This is a genomic window from Vibrio sp. 10N.222.52.C3 (assembly GCF_041474195.1).
GTDB lineage: Bacteria > Pseudomonadota > Gammaproteobacteria > Enterobacterales > Vibrionaceae > Vibrio > Vibrio crassostreae_C.
Genome location: NZ_JBFRTQ010000076.1, coordinates 50,396 through 71,881 on the forward strand (window position 1 = coordinate 50,396; position 21,486 = coordinate 71,881).

General features: G+C 43.2%; 19 protein-coding genes. 11 read left to right on the top strand and 8 right to left on the bottom strand.

Translation table 11 applies throughout. From position 1 onward, the window contains the following. Window positions 1-306 precede the first annotated feature (306 nt). The 3 genes from AB4517_RS12540 to AB4517_RS12550 all read left to right on the top strand — a co-directional run bounded on the left by AB4517_RS12540 (window position 307) and on the right by AB4517_RS12550 (window position 3,852). Window positions 307-930 (top strand): helix-turn-helix domain-containing protein, encoded by a 624-nt coding sequence (locus tag AB4517_RS12540; RefSeq protein WP_017059847.1) that lies wholly within the window; start codon window positions 307-309, stop codon window positions 928-930. A gap of 447 nt (window positions 931-1,377) precedes the next feature. Further along, window positions 1,378-2,511 carry a glycine cleavage system aminomethyltransferase GcvT gene (gene gcvT / locus AB4517_RS12545; RefSeq protein ID WP_017059846.1) on the top strand — a complete coding sequence of 378 codons (1,134 nt, stop codon included), beginning with the start codon at window positions 1,378-1,380 and terminating at the stop codon, window positions 2,509-2,511. Window positions 2,512-2,790: 279 nt separating this feature from the next. Next, a complete protein-coding gene (locus AB4517_RS12550; protein WP_372148435.1) occupies window positions 2,791-3,852 on the top strand; it encodes a trypsin-like serine protease in 1,062 nt (353 codons plus the stop codon). 84 nt (window positions 3,853-3,936) lie between these two features. On the opposite strand, the gene AB4517_RS12555 is transcribed toward AB4517_RS12550, so the two are convergent. After that, window positions 3,937-4,278, bottom strand: a complete 342-nt coding sequence (locus tag AB4517_RS12555) for a hypothetical protein (RefSeq protein WP_372148436.1) — start codon at window positions 4,276-4,278, stop codon at window positions 3,937-3,939. A gap of 200 nt (window positions 4,279-4,478) precedes the next feature. Here AB4517_RS12555 and AB4517_RS12560 point away from each other — a divergent pair, with 200 nt between their 5' ends. Further along, window positions 4,479-4,796: a helix-turn-helix transcriptional regulator gene (locus tag AB4517_RS12560; RefSeq protein WP_017059843.1), complete on the top strand. Its 318-nt coding sequence runs from the start codon at window positions 4,479-4,481 to the stop codon at window positions 4,794-4,796. 93 nt (window positions 4,797-4,889) lie between these two features. On the opposite strand, the gene arfB is transcribed toward AB4517_RS12560, so the two are convergent. Continuing rightward, the gene (arfB, locus tag AB4517_RS12565; RefSeq protein WP_017059842.1) at window positions 4,890-5,300 is read right to left on the bottom strand and encodes an alternative ribosome rescue aminoacyl-tRNA hydrolase ArfB; all 411 of its coding nucleotides are present in this window, start codon (window positions 5,298-5,300) and stop codon (window positions 4,890-4,892) included. An 87-nt stretch (window positions 5,301-5,387) separates the two neighbouring features. Between arfB and AB4517_RS12570 the strand changes: the two genes are divergently transcribed. Next, the gene (locus AB4517_RS12570) at window positions 5,388-5,993 is read left to right on the top strand and encodes a beta-phosphoglucomutase family hydrolase (RefSeq protein ID WP_372148437.1); all 606 of its coding nucleotides are present in this window, start codon (window positions 5,388-5,390) and stop codon (window positions 5,991-5,993) included. Between the two features lie 63 nt (window positions 5,994-6,056). On the opposite strand, the gene AB4517_RS12575 is transcribed toward AB4517_RS12570, so the two are convergent. From AB4517_RS12575 to AB4517_RS12590, 4 genes are all read right to left on the bottom strand, one after another. Then, window positions 6,057-7,961 (bottom strand): diguanylate cyclase, encoded by a 1,905-nt coding sequence (locus tag AB4517_RS12575; protein ID WP_065584255.1) that lies wholly within the window; start codon window positions 7,959-7,961, stop codon window positions 6,057-6,059. 237 nt (window positions 7,962-8,198) lie between these two features. Beyond that, window positions 8,199-9,947, bottom strand: coding sequence for a formate--tetrahydrofolate ligase (locus AB4517_RS12580; protein ID WP_102319707.1), 1,749 nt, complete (start codon window positions 9,945-9,947; stop codon window positions 8,199-8,201). A gap of 295 nt (window positions 9,948-10,242) precedes the next feature. Then, on the bottom strand, window positions 10,243-11,547 hold the full coding sequence (locus AB4517_RS12585) for an inosine/guanosine kinase (protein ID WP_017059838.1): 1,305 nt from the start codon (window positions 11,545-11,547) through the stop codon (window positions 10,243-10,245). Window positions 11,548-11,675: 128 nt separating this feature from the next. After that, window positions 11,676-12,152: a CreA family protein gene (locus tag AB4517_RS12590; protein ID WP_017059837.1), complete on the bottom strand. Its 477-nt coding sequence runs from the start codon at window positions 12,150-12,152 to the stop codon at window positions 11,676-11,678. 248 nt (window positions 12,153-12,400) lie between these two features. Here AB4517_RS12590 and AB4517_RS12595 point away from each other — a divergent pair, with 248 nt between their 5' ends. From AB4517_RS12595 to AB4517_RS12605, 3 genes are all read left to right on the top strand, one after another. Then, window positions 12,401-12,895 carry a hypothetical protein gene (locus AB4517_RS12595; RefSeq protein WP_017064644.1) on the top strand — a complete coding sequence of 165 codons (495 nt, stop codon included), beginning with the start codon at window positions 12,401-12,403 and terminating at the stop codon, window positions 12,893-12,895. A gap of 60 nt (window positions 12,896-12,955) precedes the next feature. Then, entirely contained in the window at window positions 12,956-14,764 is a 1,809-nt protein-coding gene (locus AB4517_RS12600; RefSeq protein ID WP_372148438.1) for an HD domain-containing phosphohydrolase, read from the top strand. 303 nt (window positions 14,765-15,067) lie between these two features. After that, window positions 15,068-15,793 (top strand): HAD-IA family hydrolase, encoded by a 726-nt coding sequence (locus AB4517_RS12605; protein WP_017059834.1) that lies wholly within the window; start codon window positions 15,068-15,070, stop codon window positions 15,791-15,793. Window positions 15,794-16,201: 408 nt separating this feature from the next. Here the strand turns inward: AB4517_RS12605 and AB4517_RS12610 are convergent, their stop codons facing one another. Next, window positions 16,202-17,626 carry a methyl-accepting chemotaxis protein gene (locus AB4517_RS12610; RefSeq protein ID WP_136973510.1) on the bottom strand — a complete coding sequence of 475 codons (1,425 nt, stop codon included), beginning with the start codon at window positions 17,624-17,626 and terminating at the stop codon, window positions 16,202-16,204. A gap of 148 nt (window positions 17,627-17,774) precedes the next feature. Continuing rightward, window positions 17,775-18,998, bottom strand: a complete 1,224-nt coding sequence (locus AB4517_RS12615; RefSeq protein WP_372148439.1) for an aromatic amino acid transport family protein — start codon at window positions 18,996-18,998, stop codon at window positions 17,775-17,777. A 446-nt stretch (window positions 18,999-19,444) separates the two neighbouring features. Here AB4517_RS12615 and AB4517_RS12620 point away from each other — a divergent pair, with 446 nt between their 5' ends. The 3 genes from AB4517_RS12620 to AB4517_RS12630 form a co-directional block, all read left to right on the top strand. Next, complete coding sequence (locus tag AB4517_RS12620; RefSeq protein WP_017059831.1) at window positions 19,445-19,573, top strand: hypothetical protein; 129 nt, start codon at window positions 19,445-19,447, stop codon at window positions 19,571-19,573. Between the two features lie 205 nt (window positions 19,574-19,778). Continuing rightward, window positions 19,779-20,390, top strand: a complete 612-nt coding sequence (locus AB4517_RS12625; RefSeq protein WP_017059830.1) for an ACP phosphodiesterase — start codon at window positions 19,779-19,781, stop codon at window positions 20,388-20,390. Between the two features lie 57 nt (window positions 20,391-20,447). Further along, a partial coding sequence (locus tag AB4517_RS12630; protein WP_372050165.1) for a DEAD/DEAH box helicase occupies window positions 20,448-21,486 on the top strand: 1,039 nt, incomplete at its 3' end.

The following is a 21,486-nucleotide window of genomic DNA, read 5'->3' on the forward strand; positions in this document are numbered from 1 at the left end:
CGTCAAAGCGATCGTTGTAGGGTCAATGCAGCACGAATTGGTTCCCAAAAATTTCGGGTAAAAAACAGCTCTTACAAATGTTAAATCTATCACTTGCTGCAAGCTGAAGTAGCATCTCTTCATCTAACAAGTCGATAACATAGCTCCGATAAAATCAATTTTCAACAAAAATTTCCAATAGGAAACAGATTTTCTCGTTTTGCTACAGGGAGCACGCTTTATTTCCCTGTGTGCTCTTTAATCAACAAAGCGCTTCATGCAACAATGAAATCAATAGACAGGAAGTAAGAAATGAATGAGGGACCTATGTCAGAAGACATTTATGATGAGTACCCATCTTTAACGTTGGCGAAAGAGACGTTAGATCAGAATATCGAACCACTTAGGCTCGGCCAGCGTATTAAAGATATCCGCAGCAAGCTGGGCATTACGTTAGAAGAGGCGAGCCAACGTACTGGTTTGGCGCGCTCTACGCTGAGTAAAATCGAGAACGAACAAATCTCACCGACGTTCCAAGCGATGCAGAAATTGGCTATGGGTTTGCAAATTGATATGCCGCAACTCTTTGAGCCACCAAGAAAAAAGGTTGCCACAGGACGTCGTGACTTAACTAAAGCAGGTCAGGGCAAACCTCACCCAACTCCGACTTACGAGCATGAACTGCTCGCGACAGAACTTTCGAATAAGAAGATGATGCCGTTCAAGAGCCGAGTGAGAGCACGCACCTTTGAAGAGTATAACGATTGGGTTCGCCACGATGGTGAGGAGTTCTTGATGGTGATCTCTGGTGATGTGATGTTCTACTCAGAATTCTATGAGCCGGTACCCATGAGCGAAGGTGACAGCATGTATTACGACGCCAACATGGGGCATATGTTGATTTCTACTAGTACAGAAGATGCACTGATTTTGTGGGTGACTGCAAAATAAGTTAACAAAGTTAGAATTTCTTATAGTGAATGCAAACGTTTGCTTTTGTTTCTAACGTTTGCCAAAAGACGCGATGTTGGTGTGAAAAGCATCAATATCGCGTTTTTGTATGCGACCGAAAGTTGTTTTTAAATTGTTAAATATCACATTTTGAGCTGTTTTAATCTTGTTAAGGGTGTAAAACTGACTCAGGCTTGTTTACTATAGTGAACACGGTTTACTCATGTTGATTGAAGTTTACTGAAGTGAATTCTTAGAAAGTGAGTCGTATAGCTTTTATACAGAAGCCTCTTTTTATATCGCTAGTAATAAAAGCCTATATAGAAGACATCACTTTTTACTATCTACTGTTTCTAACGTTAACCCATATCGTTAGAGGCGACTCTAAATAGAGATATAAGCGGCAGATTCGATTTGGAAAGCCTGCAACGCTTCATGGAGAATAAAATGACTCAAGAACACGCTAATCAAGACCTACTAAAAACACCTCTGCATGCACTTCACGTTGAAGTCGGCGCAAAAATGGTTCCTTTTGCTGGCTACGACATGCCAGTTCAGTATCCACTAGGTGTAAAGAAAGAGCACTTACACACTCGTGACGCTGCTGGTCTTTTTGATGTTTCTCACATGGGGCAACTGCGTCTACACGGTGAAAATGCAGCCGCTGTTTTAGAATCTCTGGTTCCAGTAGATATTATCGACCTGCCTTCTGGTAAGCAGCGCTACGCCTTCTTTACTAATGAACAGGGCGGCATCATGGATGATCTTATGGTTGCTAACCTTGGCGATCACCTATTTGTTGTTGTGAACGCGGCGTGTAAAACACAAGATATCGACCACCTAACGGCTCACCTTCCTGCAGACGTAAAAATGGAAGTGATTGATGACCGCGCTCTATTAGCACTTCAAGGTCCGAAAGCGTCTGAAGTTCTGGCTCGTTTCCAACCAAGCGTTGCAGACATGCTGTTCATGGATGTTCAAAAAGTCGATATCGACGGCGTAGAGTGCATCGTAAGCCGCAGTGGTTATACCGGTGAAGATGGCTACGAAATCTCAGTACCGAACGATCACGCTGAAGCACTTGCTCGTAAACTAACATCAGAAGCAGAAGTAGAGTGGATTGGCCTTGGTGCTCGTGACTCACTTCGTCTTGAGTGTGGTCTATGTCTGTACGGTCACGATCTAGATACAACAACAACGCCGGTAGAAGCTAGCCTTTTATGGGGTATCCAAAAAGTGCGTCGTACTGACGGTGAACGTGCAGGCGGTTTCCCTGGCGCTGATATCATCCTTGAGCAAATCGCGACTAAAGACGTTCAACGCAAGCGTGTTGGTCTTGTTGGTCAGACTAAAGCACCAGTACGTGAAGGCGCTGAGCTGTTCGATGCTGAAGACAACAAGATTGGCGTTGTAACAAGTGGTACTGCGGGTCCTAACGCGGGCAAGCCTGTTTCTATGGCTTACGTTCGTACTGACCTAGCGGTTATTGGCACTGAAGTATTCGCTGAAGTTCGTGGCAAGAAGCTACCAATGACAGTAGAAAAAATGCCATTCGTACCTCAGCGTTACTATCGTGGCTAATCTCTTTTAAGAGAAACCACTAAGCTAAATGAAAGCCTATTGTTTGCTTCTCTTTATTGGGAAGCCTAACGGTAGGCTTTTTTGATTTTGGTAGCGTATGTCTTTGGTAACGTATTGCTTTTAAGGTTACCCACTAACAACGGTTACTTAAAATTCGTTTATAAAATGAGATATGTGGCGATATCGTTACAAATACTTACTATAATCACGATTGTGACGTGTTATGGTGACGATTCATCATTTTTGTAAATAAGTAGTAGGGGTTACAAGGAGTTAACTATGAACGTAAACCATACAATGAGTCCGGTTCGTAAAGCCGTTTTAGGGCTTTTAGCGCCATTAATTTACACATCAAGTGTTATGGCAACGGAAAACACGGACGAAAGTACTCCTGATGTGGGTGTAACACCCTATATTGTGAATGGTAGCGACGCTTCAGTCACGGAATTTCCTTCGATGGCAAGCTTGTTCATTGATCGTATTGATTATGACGGTGTTTACTCAACAGGCCCTTACTGTGGTGCGACAATTTTAGATAACTATCATGTACTGACTGCTGCACACTGTATTTATGGTGATGAGAATGCTCAACTTTTCACGGTAGTTGTTCCTCAATTAGAAGATACTTCTCTATTCCCTAACGGTAGCATCCAGAAAGTACGAGTATCTGAGGTGTATTATCGAACGGATTATTCAAACAGTATCAATCAACTATTAAGAAATGATATTGCGATTTTAAAGTTAGAAGCTTCTCTTAACCTTCAATCCTCAGCTGAAACTGTTATCCCTCAATTTGATACATACCTTAATGCTGCGAATGATTTCGTTGCAGTTGGCCATGGTGACATCGAGACTGATGTTGATGGTACGACATTGCTACAACAAGTTGACCTGACATATGTTGATACTCTTAATTGTAAAGGTGTTTTCGGTCCGTTAGTCACTGATAAACAAATTTGTTTCAACGGTAACGGACCGAATAATGGCTTATACGGGGGTACATGCCAAGGCGATTCTGGTGGTCCGGTGTTTTGGAAAAATGGCTCTACATATGAACAGGTCGGTATAACGAGTTTTGGGCCGACTACTTGCGGTGATGACATCGGCGTAACATCTGTATTTACAGAGGTATATGATTATAAAGATTGGATTACGGATGTAACTAAAGGGATAAATGATAGCACGGAAACTGTCCAGTTTACCGCGACAGAGGCAAAACGAGTTGCTGTTGCTGGGACAAGTGCGTCAACTGGCTCTGGTAGCAGTGGCGGAGGTATTTCATTTGGTTTGCTAGGGATGCTGATGTTGATTGCTGGTGTTAGAAAAGCAGTTAAACGTTAGATCTTCAATGTTTTGAACAAGTCGACGCTTTATTTAAAGATAGCGTCGACTTTTTATTTTTTACTTTTGCAGGTGTGCAGTTGATTAGTTGCTTGTAGAACAGTTACTCAGCTCGATAACCGCTTTACGGCTGTATCTTTCTAGAATCTCATCCATCTCTTTTATCGCAGCATTGATGCTTTTAATCCCACCTTGAGCCACACCTTTTTCATTTTCGTTCAATGCAGAAAAAGCTTGCTTTAATTCCTTACCTTCCAACATGTTCCCGTGCAGCAACACCTCTTTGTACGTGAGTAGCTTATGTTGTATTGCAATAATTTCTGGGCGGGGATTGTCTGATTCTAATGCGTGACTAATGCAAGGAAATGCCAATGTATAGCGATTCGCAATTTCCAATTTGACGTCTTTCTTATTCGCAATATGCAATTTTTATTATTTCCCAACACTTGAATACTCAAGTTACCTAGCCTGTACGTTCACAACTGATATCAGTGTGAAGGTTTATGAAAAGTAACGGTTTTATCAAGCGAATAATATGCCTTTGATGGCTTATGTAAACCATCACAAGTCAATATGGTCTGCTTCTTGCTGAATTTAGGACATAACGGTCTTTTGAGGATGAGCTTATGTCACAAGAACCCATAATATTGGCGCTGATTGAGCGTAGGAAACAAGCCAACTTGTCTCAAGAAAAGTTAGCCTCGAGTGCAGGAATGAGCTTAAAAACCTATCAAAGGATTGAACGCGGAGAGGCGGACATCAAGATGTCTCAGTATCGTTCAATCACTAGAACCTTAAAAGTGACGGATTTGGATGTGGTGCTTGATATTGTTGGCGCATCACAAGTAACAGCGGAAGATGTAGCTGCGGTCAGTCGTCTGCTGACCAGCGAAGAGCGCCTGTTGTTGATCAAGCTGATTTTGTCGGTCAAAAAGAAGCAGTAGTCTTTCTTTCAAATAAACAGCGTAATAGATCGATTCGTTAGTCAAATTGACAGATACTTCTAGGGTAATGTGTTCTCTGAGGGCATGAAGCCATCAGCTCACTCTTCCACGCAGCTGTTTGGTGGTGCTTCTTTGTTTTTTGCTTTCTAAACGTCTTTTCTGAGAGCCACGCGTCGGCTTAGTTGCTCGTCTTACTTTTTGAACCTTTGTCGCTTCCAAGATCAATTCTTTCAAGCGCACTAAAGCATCATCTCGGTTTTGTTCCTGAGTTCTATACTGTTGCGCTTTAATGATAATCACACCGTCTTTGGTGATGCGGCTATCTTTGTGTGCGAGGAGCTTTTCTTTATAGAAGTCAGGTAGGGTAGAGTGCTTGATATCAAAACGTAAATGTATCGCGCTCGATACTTTATTGACGTTCTGACCGCCGGCTCCTTGTGCTCTGATCGCTGTTAACTGGAGTTCCCAGTCTTGAATCGAAACAGAGTTAGATATTTGTAACATAAACATCCATTTTGAACGGTAATATGGCGCCATGATACTGAATATTGGTTATGGTATCAGTAACTTTATTTAAGAGTGGTAGTAGTGATGAAAATAGATTTAACGGCATATGAAGGATTAATCTTTGATATGGACGGTACGTTGATCGATACAATGCCTGCACATGTAAAGTCGTGGGAGCGAACGGCTGAAGAGTTTGGCTTTCATTTTGAAGCGTCTTGGCTGCATAGCTTAGGTGGCATGCCGAGTTATAAGATAGCCGGTGAGGTGAACAGCAAATACGGTTTATCGCTCGACCCACAAGCGGTTTCTACGTTTAAAATGGCGTCGTTTGCGGCTATCGAAGACAAAGGAGACGTTATCCCTTGTACTCACTCTCTGTTGTTAGAGCATCTGGGTAACAAGAAGATTGCAGTCGGAACGGGCAGTCAACGTAAAAGTGCCGAACAGTTACTGGATAAGACAGAGATCTTGAGTAAGCTCGATATTCTCGTGACAGCAACAGACGTTAAGAATCACAAACCAAATCCGGATACTTTCTTAGATGCGTGTTTTGGTATGGGTTTGCAGCCAAAGCAGTGTGTTGTGTTTGAAGATACGAACCTAGGTAAGCAGGCTGCTCATGCTGCGAACATGGATTGTATTCTAGTGGTAGAGGGGAACAAACTAGAGTTCTATCCTGCACCAAGCTGATTGCAAGGATTGGGTTGTTAAACCGCCAAACTAATAGCCTAGCGGAACAATACTGATTTTCTGTTAGGCGATTTCGCTCATTTCGCTGTCTAGGAACAGGCACACACTGTTTCGACCTGCTGCTTTGGCTTCATAAAGTGCTAAATCGGCGCACTTGTAGTTAAGAGCAGGGTCGTTGGTCAGGTTGGTAATTCCACCACTGACCGTCACCACGTTATCGAGCTCAATACTGACTGCGATTCTCAATCTGTTAAGTACATATTCAGCTTCTTCTGTTGTGGTATGAGGCAGAATAACGCCAAACTCTTCGCCACCAATACGAGCCACAAAATCAGTTTCTCGGCACTCTCGTTGTAATACTTGAGCAACGGTTTGAATGACGCGATCTCCATAATCGTGACCAAATCTGTCGTTGATGCGTTTGAAGTGGTCTATGTCCAAAATCGCTAAACAAGACTGTTCGCGAGTAGGGTAACGATTAACACGAGAGCACTCATCTCGCAGCTCAAGATCGAATTTACGGCGGTTCCAACACCCAGCTAAGGCATCTTTTTCACTCAGGTTTCTCAGTTTGTTTTCTAGCTCTTTGTGTTTACTTATATCCACAAATGAAGCGACATAAAACTGAATCACGTCTTTCGAGTCTTTAATGGTTTGGATTCGCAATATTTCCGTGATCAAAGACCCGTCTTTACGACGATTAACCACTTCGCCTTCCCACATGCCTTTCTCTTTGATGATGCTCCACATCTTGATGTAGAACTCTTCGTTGTAGCGACCAGAGGCAAACATGGACGGTTGGCGGCCTTTTACGTCTTCTAACTCGTAGCCACTCACACGGGTGAACTCTTGGTTTACTTTGATGATTCGGTTGTTTCTGTCGGTAATCACCAAGGCAGACATGCCATTCATTGCGGCCTTAGCAAGTTGGCTCTCGATACTGTTCTTCTTGTGGTTGCTGTTCCACAATACGAAGCCAGCGGAGATCATCGAAATCAAGAAAGACAAGGTGATGATCTGAACGACGATCGCTTGTTTTTCTTGTCGGTATTGACTGCTGAACTGCTGATTTTCAATGTGAAGAACCATGTAAATAGGGCCTTCAAACTGTTTGATTTTAGGGCTGATGTCGGAATGAAAATACCAGTTCTCACCATCGAAATAGCTCGAAGATGTCTTGTCTTGAATCGCAGTCCAAAGCTCAGGGTATAACTTTGCGTAAGTCTGCTCTGAACGTGATTCAATTACATGTCCGAAAGATTCCGTAGGATCCGGCCCCATGATTATGTGTCCGGTTTTGTTGAGAATAATAGGAACAGCAGAAGATGCACCAATTTGATAGTGAAGGCGCTTATAAATCTCAAGCATGTTCAGGTTTGCGATGAAGTAACCAATAATGCGGTTGTTTTCAGCGACTGGCGTCATAATGCGTAGCGCTGGAATCAAAGGGCGAACGATCTCTCCGTTTTCGACTTCAAGATCAATACCGCGAGAGCTAATCTCACCAATCTTTAATTGCTGTAGTACCTCATAGTAATCACGCGAAGACTTGTTCTGCAGTTCACTATCTGGAACCACGATTGCTTGATTGTCTTTATAATTAACGCGAAACACTTCGTTGCCAGCTAGATCGAGGTAACGAAGCTGGGAATAGTATTTTTGGCCACGAGCTAACATCACCCAAAGATCTTGCAGGGTTTCTTTATGGATAATAGAAGGTTCTCGAATCGCTCGGAGTAGTGTTTGAGAGTCGGCGATTGAAGGAACAGAGTTAGAGATTTGCTCAACAATAACAGCGAGTTCATGAAAGCTGTATTCGATTTGATTTTGGCTAGACTGCTTAATATTTAGAGTGTGCTGAGCATCAATTCTGTCAAGTTCAGAATTGATGTAGAGGGCAGGGACTAGTCCTAGGGCAAAGATGGTACATAGAAATTGGCTGACTAGTTTTTTTATACTTGTATTCATCGCTGTCCTCAAAGAATCAGCGCAATACTATATATTTTATAAGGTTTTTAATGTGATCTTGACCGAGAAGTTAAGACAAGATTCGCATATAACTACGATTTAAGTGCAACTTTTTGCATTTAAGCTTGATTGTTGAGCAATCACTTCGTTAGTAAATGATTACTCAATATAGAACACTGCTCCGAAACCTAAGCTAAATTAATCGCGATTAATTGCCGATTATCTAACTAAGGGCAGCTAGCTTAGGCCAACGATATTTCCATTACTATCAATATCTAACGACATGAATGCCGGTTTGTCAGGCAAGCCTGGCATGGTCATCAGATTGCCGCACAACGCGTAAATAAAGCCAGCACCAGCACACAATTTTAGTTCTCTAACAGGCACGTCAAATTGGGTTGGTGCACCTTTAATGTGTGCTTCTGTCGAGATTGATAGTGGTGTTTTCGCCAAACAAACCGATAGGTCGCTATAGCCATGAAGTTTGAATTCAGCCAGCTGTTTTTTAGCCAGTGGAGATAGCGAAATACTTGCCGCGCCATAGCCAACTTCAGCAACTGCCATCAGCTTTTCTTCTAGGCTTTGCTCTGAGTGATACAAAGGCTTAAATTCACTCTGTTTTTGGCAAGCTTTTACTACAGCGTGCGCCAGTTGAGTTGCCCCTTCGCCACCTTGACCAAATGCTTCGCTTACTTCAACGCTAACGCTTGGATCGAAGTCGGTGATCATCTGCTTCAAAGCATCGAGCTCTTGCGCTGAGTCTTGTGGGAATCGGTTAATCGCAACAACTGTAGGCACTTGGTATTGCTTAACGTTGTTGATGTGCCATTTTAGGTTCTCAAAGCCTGCAATTAGCGCGTCTTGGTCATCATTAAAAATTGAATCTGGTAATGGAGTGCCCGGTCTCAAATCGTATAAACCAGAGTTGGCCTTTAATCCACGTAATGTTGCAACAACCACAGCGCAATCGGGCTTTTTGTTCGACGCTTTCGCTTTTATGTTGCATGCTTTCTCAAAACCCATGTCTGAGCCAAAACCACCTTCGGTCACAACAAAGTCACTCAGTTTTAACGCTATCTTATCGGCAATAATTGAAGAGTTACCATGTGCGATGTTCGCGAAAGGCCCGGCGTGAATTAGGGTAGGGACGCCTTCAAGGGTTTGCATCAATGTTGGTTCAATAGAATCCTTCATGGTTACGGTCATTGCGCCTGCAACGTTGAAGTCATCTGCGATTAGCGGCAAGCCTTGTTTGTTGTAAGCAAGTACCACTCGTCCGATACGCTTTCTCAAATCTTGAAGGTTATTGGCTAGAGCAAGAATGGCCATTAGCTCTGAAGCGGCTGAGATATCAAATCCATCTTCGCGTTCAAAGCCGTTAATTGTTTTATCTGCTTCGTTTTTGCCAACCGTGATCATGCGTAATGCGCGATCATTGTGGTCAAGTACACGTCGCCAAACGATTCTGCTTGGGTCGATATCCAGTGCTTTTAAGCCTGAGCGCGCTTCAAAGGCTTCTAACCCTTCACGCTGCTCATGATACAAACGTGCGTCAATGGCGGCAGAGGCGAGGTTGTGAGCGGCCGTAACAGCATGAATATCGCCTGTCAGATGCAGGTTTAATTGTTCCATAGGGGCTACTTGAGAGTAACCACCACCCGCAGCACCGCCTTTTACGCCAAATATCGGACCCATTGAAGGCTGGCGAATGCAGGCCATGGCCGATTGGTTAATCTTTGCGAGGCCTTGTGCCAATCCGATAGTAGTGACGGTTTTGCCTTCACCAAGAGGTGTCGGTGTGATCGCCGTGACTACGACTAATTTACCATCTTGTTGGTTGGCGAGGCGTTCAAGTGATGTGAGAGACACTTTTGATTTGAATTGCCCTAATGGCTGATGTTCGTTGTGGTGCAGGCCAGCTTGCTTGGCAACCTCACTGATGTTTTTAAGGGGAGTAGAGCGACAAATATCAATATCAGACAGCATATTTGATCCTTATATCAGAACCGAAAAGGTGGTACGTAAACGTTTGCGTGGCGATAGTACTGTATAAATTTGCCAAGTAAAGGCAAACCACACGAATTATGTGCTGGAAGATAACAGATCTAAAGAGTCATTGCGCGAGATCAAATCTTAAACGAGCAAAATATTCGATCTGATTACCTTGAGCTGCAGTTATATTGGCGTTGTATACAAAAAGGGCTGCATATAGCAGCCCTTTAAGGAATGGGTAATCTCACTTGGCGTTAACCTTTAAGAGGTAACTGCCTAATATAGTCGATTAACGATCCCAGTATGTTTCTTCTAAGCTATCTTCGCGTTCAGGTAGTGCGCGAGAAAGGCGAGGAGAGTGCTGAGTCAACACTTCGTAGCTCACACGGTTTGCGTACTTACAAATTTGAGACAGTGAAGAGTACGTCAGGCAAGCGTGCTCGTGTTTCTCTGAGTTTGGTACATTCACGTGGTGGTAGCTGTTGGCTGCCATGTCGTGAAGTAGTGCTGAAAGTGCACCATCGCCAGCGCCATTGGTATTCTTAATCTCAAGTGGGCCACCTAGGTAAGGGCCAATGTGAGAGTACACTTTTACTGGGTCTTTACAGTCTTGCTTACGCATCGCACGGCTGAATTCGTATTTATTGAACTCAGGGATGTTACCCGGTAACAATGGCAGTGTGGTTTCGCGTTTCGCTGGTTCGTCAGTGTAACCTGCCATGTATAGACCAATAGGACCTGCAGTACATAGAACTAGGTCAACCCACTCAAGTGCCTTGTTAGCAGCCAATAGAGGATCTTTTTCACCCGTTAGCGCTTCACCTTCATCTTCGTTCATCGCGACGATGGTTACGTTTTCTTTCAGGTATTCTTGCCACCATTCAGCGTTGCCTTCGATCACATACTTAGTACCAAGTGTTAGTACAACAGGCACATTGTGCGCTTTCGCGTATTCAATCGCTTTTTGTACCGCTTTTGGCATCGGATCTTCAGGTTTGCCACGCATTAGGTATGACGACACAACCAATGCAGACGCTTTCTCGAACACTTTTTCAGGAATGCTTTCTGGAAGAAGTTGGTTCATGTGGCCTTCATTGATTGCAAACGTACGTTCGCCATCTTCAGAAATAAGCGTGTAGCAACGACCGATTGGACCATCAACAGTTTGAAGGTGGTTTAGATTCATACGAGAAGAAGTGCGGCAAAGGTAACGATAACCAAATGAGCCAACTTCGATCTTCTTAGACATTACGCCAAGCAGGACAGATTTGCTGTCTGCAAGTACGGAATAGTTGTGCAGTGTGTTGCCAATAGTATCGCCAGGGTATTGATGCGTGATCAAACCGCGCTCTACTAACTCTTCATACAGCGCATCTGCTTTACTTTCTTCCAATACCAGTGAGTGACCTTTACTCAGCTCGTATTTTTCTAGGAACGCGTTGTCAACACGGGCTTCGATGTCAACAATCGTTTGACCTATACCGACCACTGTTGCGCGGTGTAGCTTAGGTGTTTGTTGAATTTGGTTGACCAACGGATCACGTGCGTGAGTTGGAAAGTAGTGCTTAGATTTACGCTGTCCAGGAAACTTCATATGAAAAATACAGTGAAAAAATTTTGCCGCATGATATCACATTTTGTTTCTGTTTCTTTCATTTTTATTACATTTTGAATCACCTGCACAATGTCTGTACAGGTGATTCGGCTTACTTGTGCTTAAGGCTATTCAGCTGGAACAAGTGTTGCTGGGTCTACGTAAGCCTCTGTACCCCAAAGTGGAACAGTTGAAAGGCTATGTTTGAAACTGCCTTCCGTTTCTTTGGTGGTGTAAGACAAATAAAGTAGCGATTGATTCTCTGCATCGTAGATACGACGAACCTTCATTGTTTTAAAGAAGATACTTTTCGATTGCTTGAATACCACTTCGCCAGACTTACTCTTGTCTATTTGAGCAATCATTTCTGGTGTAATTTCACCTGTTTGACGACAAGATATAGAGCTATCACTTGGATCAGAAAGGCTAAGGTTTGCTTCGATTGATGCGATATGACAGGTAACACCCGCGATCTTATCGTCATCTAATGAAGACATCTTGATATCCTTCATTGTGAAGAAACCCAGTGAGACGTCGCCAACCTCGTTGTCCGAACAGCCAGCTAACATTGTCACGATACCTGCTGCTATTAAGGCTTTTTTCATAAGAAGTCCTTTTTATTTATATAGTTCTGTTTACTATAAGGATATTGAAAGCTTGGATACGAGTGTAGAGCTTTTCGTTAAGTTCTTAAAGGATGTTGTTGGATAATGAAAAATATGAAGCATTTAAAGTACTTGTTGGCCTTGGTCATGCTCTGTATGCTCTCTGCTTGTAGCTCGGCACCTCAGCCGACCGTATGTCTTCCAAATAACTGCGATATTTGGGGATACTAACCGTAGGTACTAAAAGAATGAATAACGAAATACCTGAAATTGCACACAAGAAAAACCAATGGCTATTTAGTCAGCTCGATATTGCTTACCCCGCAAAAGAGAGCCTCCTCGGCCGTGAACTTTATCAAAGCAAACTTCCATCCAAGACATACCAACTCCTAGCACAAGATCAAACTCCTTCCCAAATTGATGAACTGCATAAAGTCGATTTCCATAAATTGACCGTGCTATTTTCACTCAACCAAGCAAGCGTTTACCAAGATGAAATCGAAAGGGCACACATGCTTGAGTTCTTGAGCCAAATTATGCTTTCTGACGATCATGTATTATATATTGGTACTCAAAACGGTGAAGTTGTGGCGAGCGCTATCGTCACAGAAGCGGATGGTTCCCTATTGATCTCGGATGTCGTTGCTGAAAATGGTCAAAGTATCAACAACTTTGCTAAGCAGTTACACGATTTTTGGGCACAAGATCATGCTTCTTGCGATAAAGTGTGGATCGAGAACTAAAGATTCTTTGACAAAGCGTTAATCTAAGTACAATACCCCGTCTTATTTAAAGGGTATTGTATGTACAAGCTATTGATATCAATCGCTGTATTGTGTGTTAGCGCTTATTCTTCACTCAGCGTTGCTAACGACTGGGATATAAAGCGCATCCTAGTTTTACACTCATACGAACCTTCTTACCAATGGACTGCTGACTTCCAAAAAGGGATAGACAGTGCGTTCAGCCAGTCTCAAACCGAAGTTAAACTCTCAATAGAGTATTTGGATTCAAAGCGTGTCCACAGCTCAGAGTACTATGATTCTCTCGGGAACTACTTACGTTCGAAATATGCAGGTTATAAGTTTGATGGCGTAATCGCGACGGACGATAACGCGGCCAATTTTCTTGAATCTCTGCCTAATTTGATTGATCGCTCCACACCTGTCGTTGCAGCCGGCATCAATGATTTCAGCACTGACATGTACGCGGTGTCTGACAGAGCAACCGTGCTTTATGAGAACGATCAGATAGACGTTAATATTAAGCTGATCTCCAAATTAAGACCTAATCTAAAGAATCTCTATTTTGTAAATGATTACAGTGTCACGTCTGAGCTGATTCATAAAGAAATGAACAGAATGATGGCTGAATTTCCGAATATTAACCTCATAGAAATTCGCGATTTGTCGCTTGAACATACAAGCCAATTTTTGGAAGGGATCTCTGCGGACGATGCGGTATTACTCAGTCATTACAACACCGAGTTAAAGCAAGGGGTTTATCACACTTACCAAGAGATTGCGGATACGTTGTCAAAAGCGAGTGCCGCTCCGGTGTTTGCTTTGTGGCAGTTCTATATTTCGGGTGATGTACTCGGTGGTTACGTTAATCACTCACAAAGCATGGGTGAAGAGGCTGTCGATGCATTAGATAAATACCTTCCTCCGGGTTTTACGACACCGTTAACTCCCGGAGACACTAAGCGTTTTGTATTTAATTACCCTGCAATGAAGCGATACGGGATTAGTGCAAACGCGTTACCTGACGAAGCGGTATTCATTAACGAGCCTTCATCCTTTATTCGTAAAAACTTCCAGTTGTTATTAGGGCTATCGATGGTGATTGCGGGTTTGAGCCTGATCATCTTGATGCAATTTGTCACTCTGCGCCAAAAGAAAGAGTTGGCCAATAAGAACAAACGAATCTTAAAGCTTCAGAAACAGACCTTGAATATCCAAAAGGATATGATTCATGTTCTCGGTGAAGCGATTGAAACCCGCTCTGGCGAAACAGGTAATCACGTTAAGCGTGTAGCCAAGTTGTCTGCATTGCTTGCTAAGTATCGTGGCTTGAGCCATCGCGAGGTCGAGATGATTGAGATCATCAGCCCAATGCACGATGTGGGTAAGATTTCAGTCCCTGAATCAATCTTGGATAAACCTGGGAAATTAACCGACCAAGAGTGGGAGGTGATGAAGCTTCATACTACGGCTGGCTATAACTTACTAAAGAGCGGAGCGGGTGATATTACCAACCTCGCGGCAATCATTGCTAACGAACATCACGAGCGTTGGGATGGTGCTGGATACCCGAATGGAAAAGTGGGTGATGAAATACACCTGTTTGCTCGTATCACTGCCGTAGCCGATGTGTTTGATGCGCTGCTTAGTGCACGTTGCTACAAAGAACCGTGGCCGTTAGAGATGGTGGTCGATTTGTTCGAGCGAGAGTGTGGCTACCAGTTTGATCCTCAGCTGACTAAATTGCTACTGAAACACTTACCCGAGTTTGTCGCTATCCGAGATTCGTATCCCGATACTGGAACTATAGAATATGCGTCTTCACCTTCGTTTGAAGCTAAGGTCTTAGAAGAGTCGGTTGTTAGCTAATTGTCGCTCTATCTGAGTAGCCTATAAGCCATTTTTTTTATCGATTCACCACGATCCGGCTAGGAAGTAGTGATTTATATTTTCTCCTGAAATTGAGTAGCTTATGTAAACCTCGCAGTATTTGGTTTCGTAGAATCTGGGTTAACTTAATGAAAACTGTTGCTTATGCTGAGCGATAAAGTGATCAACTCCATATTTCGCGAAGAGAAATAAGCCTGTATCTGCAAACTGTTACCTCAATCATCTCGCGCATTGAAAGAACACTATAGGATAAAACTTGGATTCAATCTGAGTGAGATACCTATGCGGTTAGAACAGACTAAATGTGTGATTTTCGATTGTGACGGAACACTTATCGATAGTGAAAAGCTGTGCTGCCAAGCTTTGGTGAACGTTTTCACTGGCTTTGGAGCGGAGCTAAACGTCAACGACTGCTATGCGCACTTTCAAGGCGGGAAGCTAGCCGACATCTTAATGGATACACAAGAACGTCTTGGGTTATCTATCTCGATTGATACACTTGAGCCGTTATATCGCAATGAATTACAAGCACTGTTCCAGCGTCATTTAAAACCGATGGATGGCGCTATCGAACTTATTGAATTCCTCAAACAACAAGACATAGAGTTTTGTATTGCTTCCAATGCACCGAAATCTAGGGTTGAATCTTCATTGGCGATGACAGGCATGCTAGACGACTTCAAAGGCAAAGTGTTCTCAGCTTTTGATGCTAACAGCTGGAAGCCAGAGCCTGATCTAATCATGTACACGGCCATGAACATGGGCTTTCTGCCAAATGAGTGCATCTACGTGGATGATACGTTGAAAGGGATTGAGGCTGGTGTTCGCGCGGGTATCCAATCGTTTCGATTACGCCCGAGTATTGATGAAGCAATCGTAGATCCCGAAGCCGACTCAGCAGAACTCGCGGCTCAGGATATCTACAGTTTAGAAGAAATTTCAGTTTGGATTAATGGCAAGCACTGCTCAAATGGTGGTATATCGAATTCTGCAGCTTTGGTGGGGTAGAGCTTAGTTGAAGGCTGACTACCTTACTAAATTGTTTGGTGTGGAAACCGCAAGATGCACAAGTAAACTTTTCTCCACTTTCTGAAAGCAGATACTCGTCGTGTTGGCATAAAGGGCATGTAATGTCGTCGGTGTTTGGTGTTTCTGTTTTATTCATTATGTGTCACCTGCAGCAAGGGGGTAAGCGAAAAAAGACCCGTTCAATTAGATTACTCCTAAGCTCGAATATTAGACAGTTCTGACACTTCTTAATCTCTCCTTTGCGACTTGCTTCATGGTAATTGATAATGTCATCGTTATTGACCATGGTTCTTGTAATGTTATTAAACAAAAGCCAAAAAGAAAGGACCCATTACGAGTCCTCATTAGTTTGTTTTCAATTCACGCCGCTAGTTCACCAGTTGATCCTTAAGTTCGGTAGCGTGCCAATGTCTGAGATAGAGAAACCGACGCTTCTGTTAGCCTAGATACGCCATTTGAAGAATTCTGAGCCACGTCTTTAATCACATCGGATTGGCTTCGAATATCGTTAAGCTCTGCTGCAATCGTATTGGCAACGTTACTTTGCTCATCGGCTGATGTTGCGATTTGGATACTCATGTCCATTAGCGCTTGAGCTGAATCTGCAATCGAGTTTACGTCGTGACCAATGTCCGAAATCAACTGGCTACTGGTTTGCGCTTGATCAACCGTCTGTTCGGTGATCTTCGCGATATTTTGGCTCTCTTGCTGTAAGCGCTCAATCATCGCTTGGATTTCTACCGTTGCCGACTGAGTGCGGCTTGCCAGTGTTCTTACTTCATCAGCAACAACAGCGAAACCTCGGCCTTGTTCGCCCGCACGAGCGGCTTCAATCGCGGCATTCAAAGCAAGTAAGTTAGTTTGCTCTGAAATAGCATTGATCGTCGTGATGACCTCGTTAATTTGGCTCGTATTCACATTCAAGCTAGTAACAGAAGATGAGGTTTGCTCAATCAAAGAAGAAAGGGTGGTGATTTCTGAGATCGCTTGTTGAACTTTCGCGTGGCTATCGTTGATTTGCTGCGCGTCTTGCTCGGTTTGTTCCGTTGAGCGTGCAGAGATGTTAGAGACTTCATTTGCTGAAGCTGTCATCTGATCCATTGCTGTCGCTACAGAGTCTAGAGAGGCATTTTGGCTCATGATTTGTGTTTCGCTGCGCTTCATCTCTGTTTCGAAAGAAGCTGACGTTTCACTTAGCGTTGCTGCACTGTGGTTTACGTTGTTGACTAACTCGCTAAGCGTGTCCATTGAACGGTCAAGCGCACAACCAATCGTGCCGAACTCGTCACGGCCAGGGTGGAAGCCAAGGCGTGATGTTAAGTCACCATCACCAATCTTTTGAGTCGTTGAATAAAGAACCCAAAGTGCGCCGCCTAGGAAAGTCGCTACCCAGTAACAGAAAAGACCAAAAGGCACACACCACAAAAAGCTCAGTAAGAAAGTGTACAGTGCTTGCTGCTTTTGATTCTGTATATCGTTAGTTGAAACGGTAAGTGAGTAGTAGTTGCCATCTTGTGCGAGTGCTGTGGCAGTCACCGAACCATTGTTTGAAATAGTGGTTTGTTGAGCGCGAGTTTGCTGGCTAACAGAGCGAACAGAAGCAGGGGAATCTGATGCTGATAAAATGCCTTGCAGTTGATACTCGACCTGCTGTTTTGCAGTTACGTCAATGTGTTCCATTTTGTTGACGTAGTTCAGTCCAGCTAGGCTTGCCAAAGCGGCAAAAAAGATTAAGAAAATGACCCAAAATTTGTCGTTGATCGACATCTTGATAAACAGTTTGTCTATCGTTCGAAATTGTACTTCTTTCATAAAAACTCCACGGTAAATCCTTTACCGTGGACTCTAAATAACCGACCTCAATAAAAATGTGACTTCAATCGACTAATTGTGAAAATTAATGATAGTGACATGTTATTTGTGAGATCTGGATCAAGTAAATTAGTTCTGTATAGGTTTATTAGCCCAAAGAAGGCAGTAACCCTACTGAAATAAGAACTTGAATGGCAATGATAAATACGCCAACGCTACCTGCTAAAAGCAACGCTTTGCTACCGCCTAACACTTGGTAACTGGCTTCTGCAGATTGAGGTTTGACAGAGAAATCAGTGTAACGAACCTTGTAGACCATCACTGTTGGTAACAGAATCGCGAGCACTGAAAGTGCAATGGCTGCGTAGCCTAAAGCCATGATGAAGCCTTGTGGGTAAAATAAGGCAAAACCCAGTGGCGGTAAGAAGGTGATAGCAGCTGTCTTAACACGTTTTGCGTTACCTAGTTTCTTGCTCAGTGAGTCGCCCATGAATTCAAATAAGCCCAAGCTTACACCAATAAAAGATGTCAGCAGTGCAAGGTCTGCAAACACACCGACGATCACGCTTAGGTTGGATTGATGAACAGTTTGCGATAGTGAGACTAATAGCGCGCCTAAACTTGTATCAGACAATAATTGCTCTTGGCTAATCACACCCAAAGTAACACTTTGCCAGAAAACGTAGATAACCAGAGGCAGTGCTGAGCCAATAATCATTACCTTACGTAAAGAACGAACGTCACCATCTAGGTATCGAACAATTGATGGGATGCTGCCGTGGAAACCAAAAGAGGTAAACACAACCGGAATCGCCGCGACAATCAGGCCTTGCTGTAAAGGCATGCTCATTAGGTATTGAGAGGTAATGTTTGGCGCCAGGAAGCTGAGTACCAAAACCATCGCGATAAGCTTTAAGCCAAACAAAACGCGGTTAACTTTATCAACACTGTGTGTACCAATCGTCACAACGCCGGCAACTAATAGGGTAAATAGAAGCGTGGTGATTTGAGCATTGAGTTCGATACCCGCGATATCCGAAATTCGTTGGTTAAATTGCGCACCGCCGCCAGCTATGTATGCCGCACACAGAGCGTAGAAAAGAAACATCACCGCGAAGCTCGCAATCCACTTTCCTTTTGTTCCTAAAATGGTATGAGCTAACGTGTGTAGGGTAGCGTCAGATTCTGCGAATTGGTGAAGCTCTACCATTAATAGCGCCGTAAAGGCCATTAACGCCCATAAACCCAGCATCAAGAAAAGTGAAGTTGAAAAGCCAATACCCGCAGAAGCAAGTGGAAGAGCGAGCATGCCAGCACCAATGGTTGTGCCTGCAATGATCAAAGTACTACCAAAAACCTTTGATTTATTCATTGTATATAATTCTTTACGTTAGGGTGTGTTTTCATTGTAATTCTTCTAGCTTAAGCGCATAAACCCAAAGAATATCTCGATTTTGAAGTATTCTGATTGAGTTTAATTCCAAATGCAATTCTTATTGTAATTAAAAACATCCACTGTAAATTTATATTTACACAAAGGGGCGTGTCAGCATTCAAATGAGCAAAGCAAACGTTTGACCATGATCGGTTTCAAAATTTATAGAGTAATTTGTTGTACTTGGTGTAAGGTGGCAGTACATATGTCGTTCGCGTATACCCCTTTAGCGCAAAAAAGCGTTAATGATCGCGAGTAGCTTTAAGCTATGAATATGGAATGGGTAGAGTAGAGTGCGTTCATCAAAGTGACATAATATAAGTCCAAGATGGTGCACTAGTTAATCGGACATCATGTCCACATCAAGGAATAGAGGGGGCACAATGAGTGACCAATCTTATAATGACGAAAGTCTAGAGTTGTTAGATGCTATGGAAATTGGCATTGATTTGTCTGACTATGAGCAGACAGTGAAACAGTTAGCAGAAGAGCTTTTCAAGTCTTCGAACTAAGCTTTTAAGATCTTTAATTCAGTTTCAACTGAAACGTTTTAAAGCTAAAAGTTTTCTTAGCTAAAGCTTCTCAAAGCAAACAATTCTAAACTGAGCAAATCGTATTCGCTCACACGTCATACCAAAACTATCCTCATTAAAGTTCGCGAAGATAAACGAGTACGTTTACCATGTTACTTAGTTCTCGATACTTTAATGAGGTTCAATGAACTTTCTCGCACACCTTCACATCGCCAAGCACTGTAACAGCAACTTAGCAGGTAACCTGTTAGGTGATTTTGTTAAAGGCGACCCTAATAAACACTATTCTGATTCCCTTTCTGACGGTATTAGGCTTCATCGATTTGTTGATAGCTATACTGATCGTCATGATGTATCTCGTTCTGCAAAATCACTTTTCTCAGACCAAACACGACGCTTTGCGCCTATCGCACTCGATGTATTTTGGGATCACTGCTTAGCCAATCATTGGGATCAGTTTTCACAGCAGACATTAGAGCGTTTTTGTTTAGATAGCCATGAGCAGATCTTTGAACATCAAGAGCCACACTGGCCTGAAAATTTCGTTATGGTTCATCAGAAAATGGCTGAGCATAGATGGTTAGAGAGCTATCAAGACATGTCATCTATAGAGGTGGTGTTGCAGCGAATGGCGTTGAGAAGGCCTAAGCTCGGTATGCTCGAGGCATGTTACGATGACCTCGAACGTCACTATGATACGTTGCAGTGTCACTTTAATGAGCTTTATCCCAACGTTTTAGAGGAAGCTAAGCAGTTTAATGCGCTTCAAATGAAGAAAAATCAAAAGGAAAGGTAAACAGCGTAATGCAGGTTTGCTACAATCCGCGCCTATTTAATCTTTGAGCATCATACTATGTCTGAATCTACAAAATCTTTTAACCAACTAGGATTATCTGAGCATCTTCTTGCCACGTTGTCTGAGCTTAATTTTACGGCTCCTACCAGTGTTCAAGAACAAGCAATTCCATTGGTATTAGAAGGCAAAGATGTACTGGCTGGTGCTCAAACGGGTACAGGTAAAACGGCTGCGTTTGGTTTACCGATTATTCAAAGATTAATCGAGACAAAAGACAACGTTATTCCGAACCCTAAGCTCGTTCGTGCGCTTGTATTAGTGCCAACTCGTGAATTGGCACAACAGGTTTTCGATAACTTAACTAGCTACGCAAAGGGCACCGACATTAAAGTCGTGGTGGCTTACGGCGGCGTTAGCATGAAGGTGCAAACTGATAACTTACGCGGTGGCGCAGATATTCTTGTCGCGACGCCTGGTCGTCTTATTGATCACATGTTCACTAGAAACATCATGTTGAGCCAAACGGAAGTACTGGTACTGGATGAAGCTGACCGTATGTTAGATATGGGCTTCATGCCTGACATCAAGCGTATTCTTTCTCGCATGAACGAAGTGCGTCAAACTCTGTTCTTCTCTGCAACGTTTGATAACAAAATCAAAGCGATTGCACACCGTATGATGCAGAAGCCAAGTGAAATCCAAGTTACGCCAAAAAACAGCACCGCTGAAACCGTAACACAGATGGTTTACCCGGTAGATAAGTCGCGTAAAAGTGAGCTATTAGCGTATTTGATTGGTTCAAAAAACTGGCAACAAGTGTTGGTGTTCACAAAGACTAAGCAGGGCACTGATGCTCTCGTTAAAGAGCTTAAGTTAGACGGCATTAAAGCGGCATCAATCAATGGCGATAAGAGCCAAGGTGCGCGTCAAAAAGCCCTAGACGATTTCAAGTCAGGCAAAGTTCGTGCGTTGATCGCAACCGACGTGGCAGCTCGTGGTATTGATATTCAGCAGCTAGAACAAGTTGTGAACTATGACATGCCATTTAAAGCAGAAGATTATGTTCACCGCATCGGACGTACTGGCCGTGCGGGTA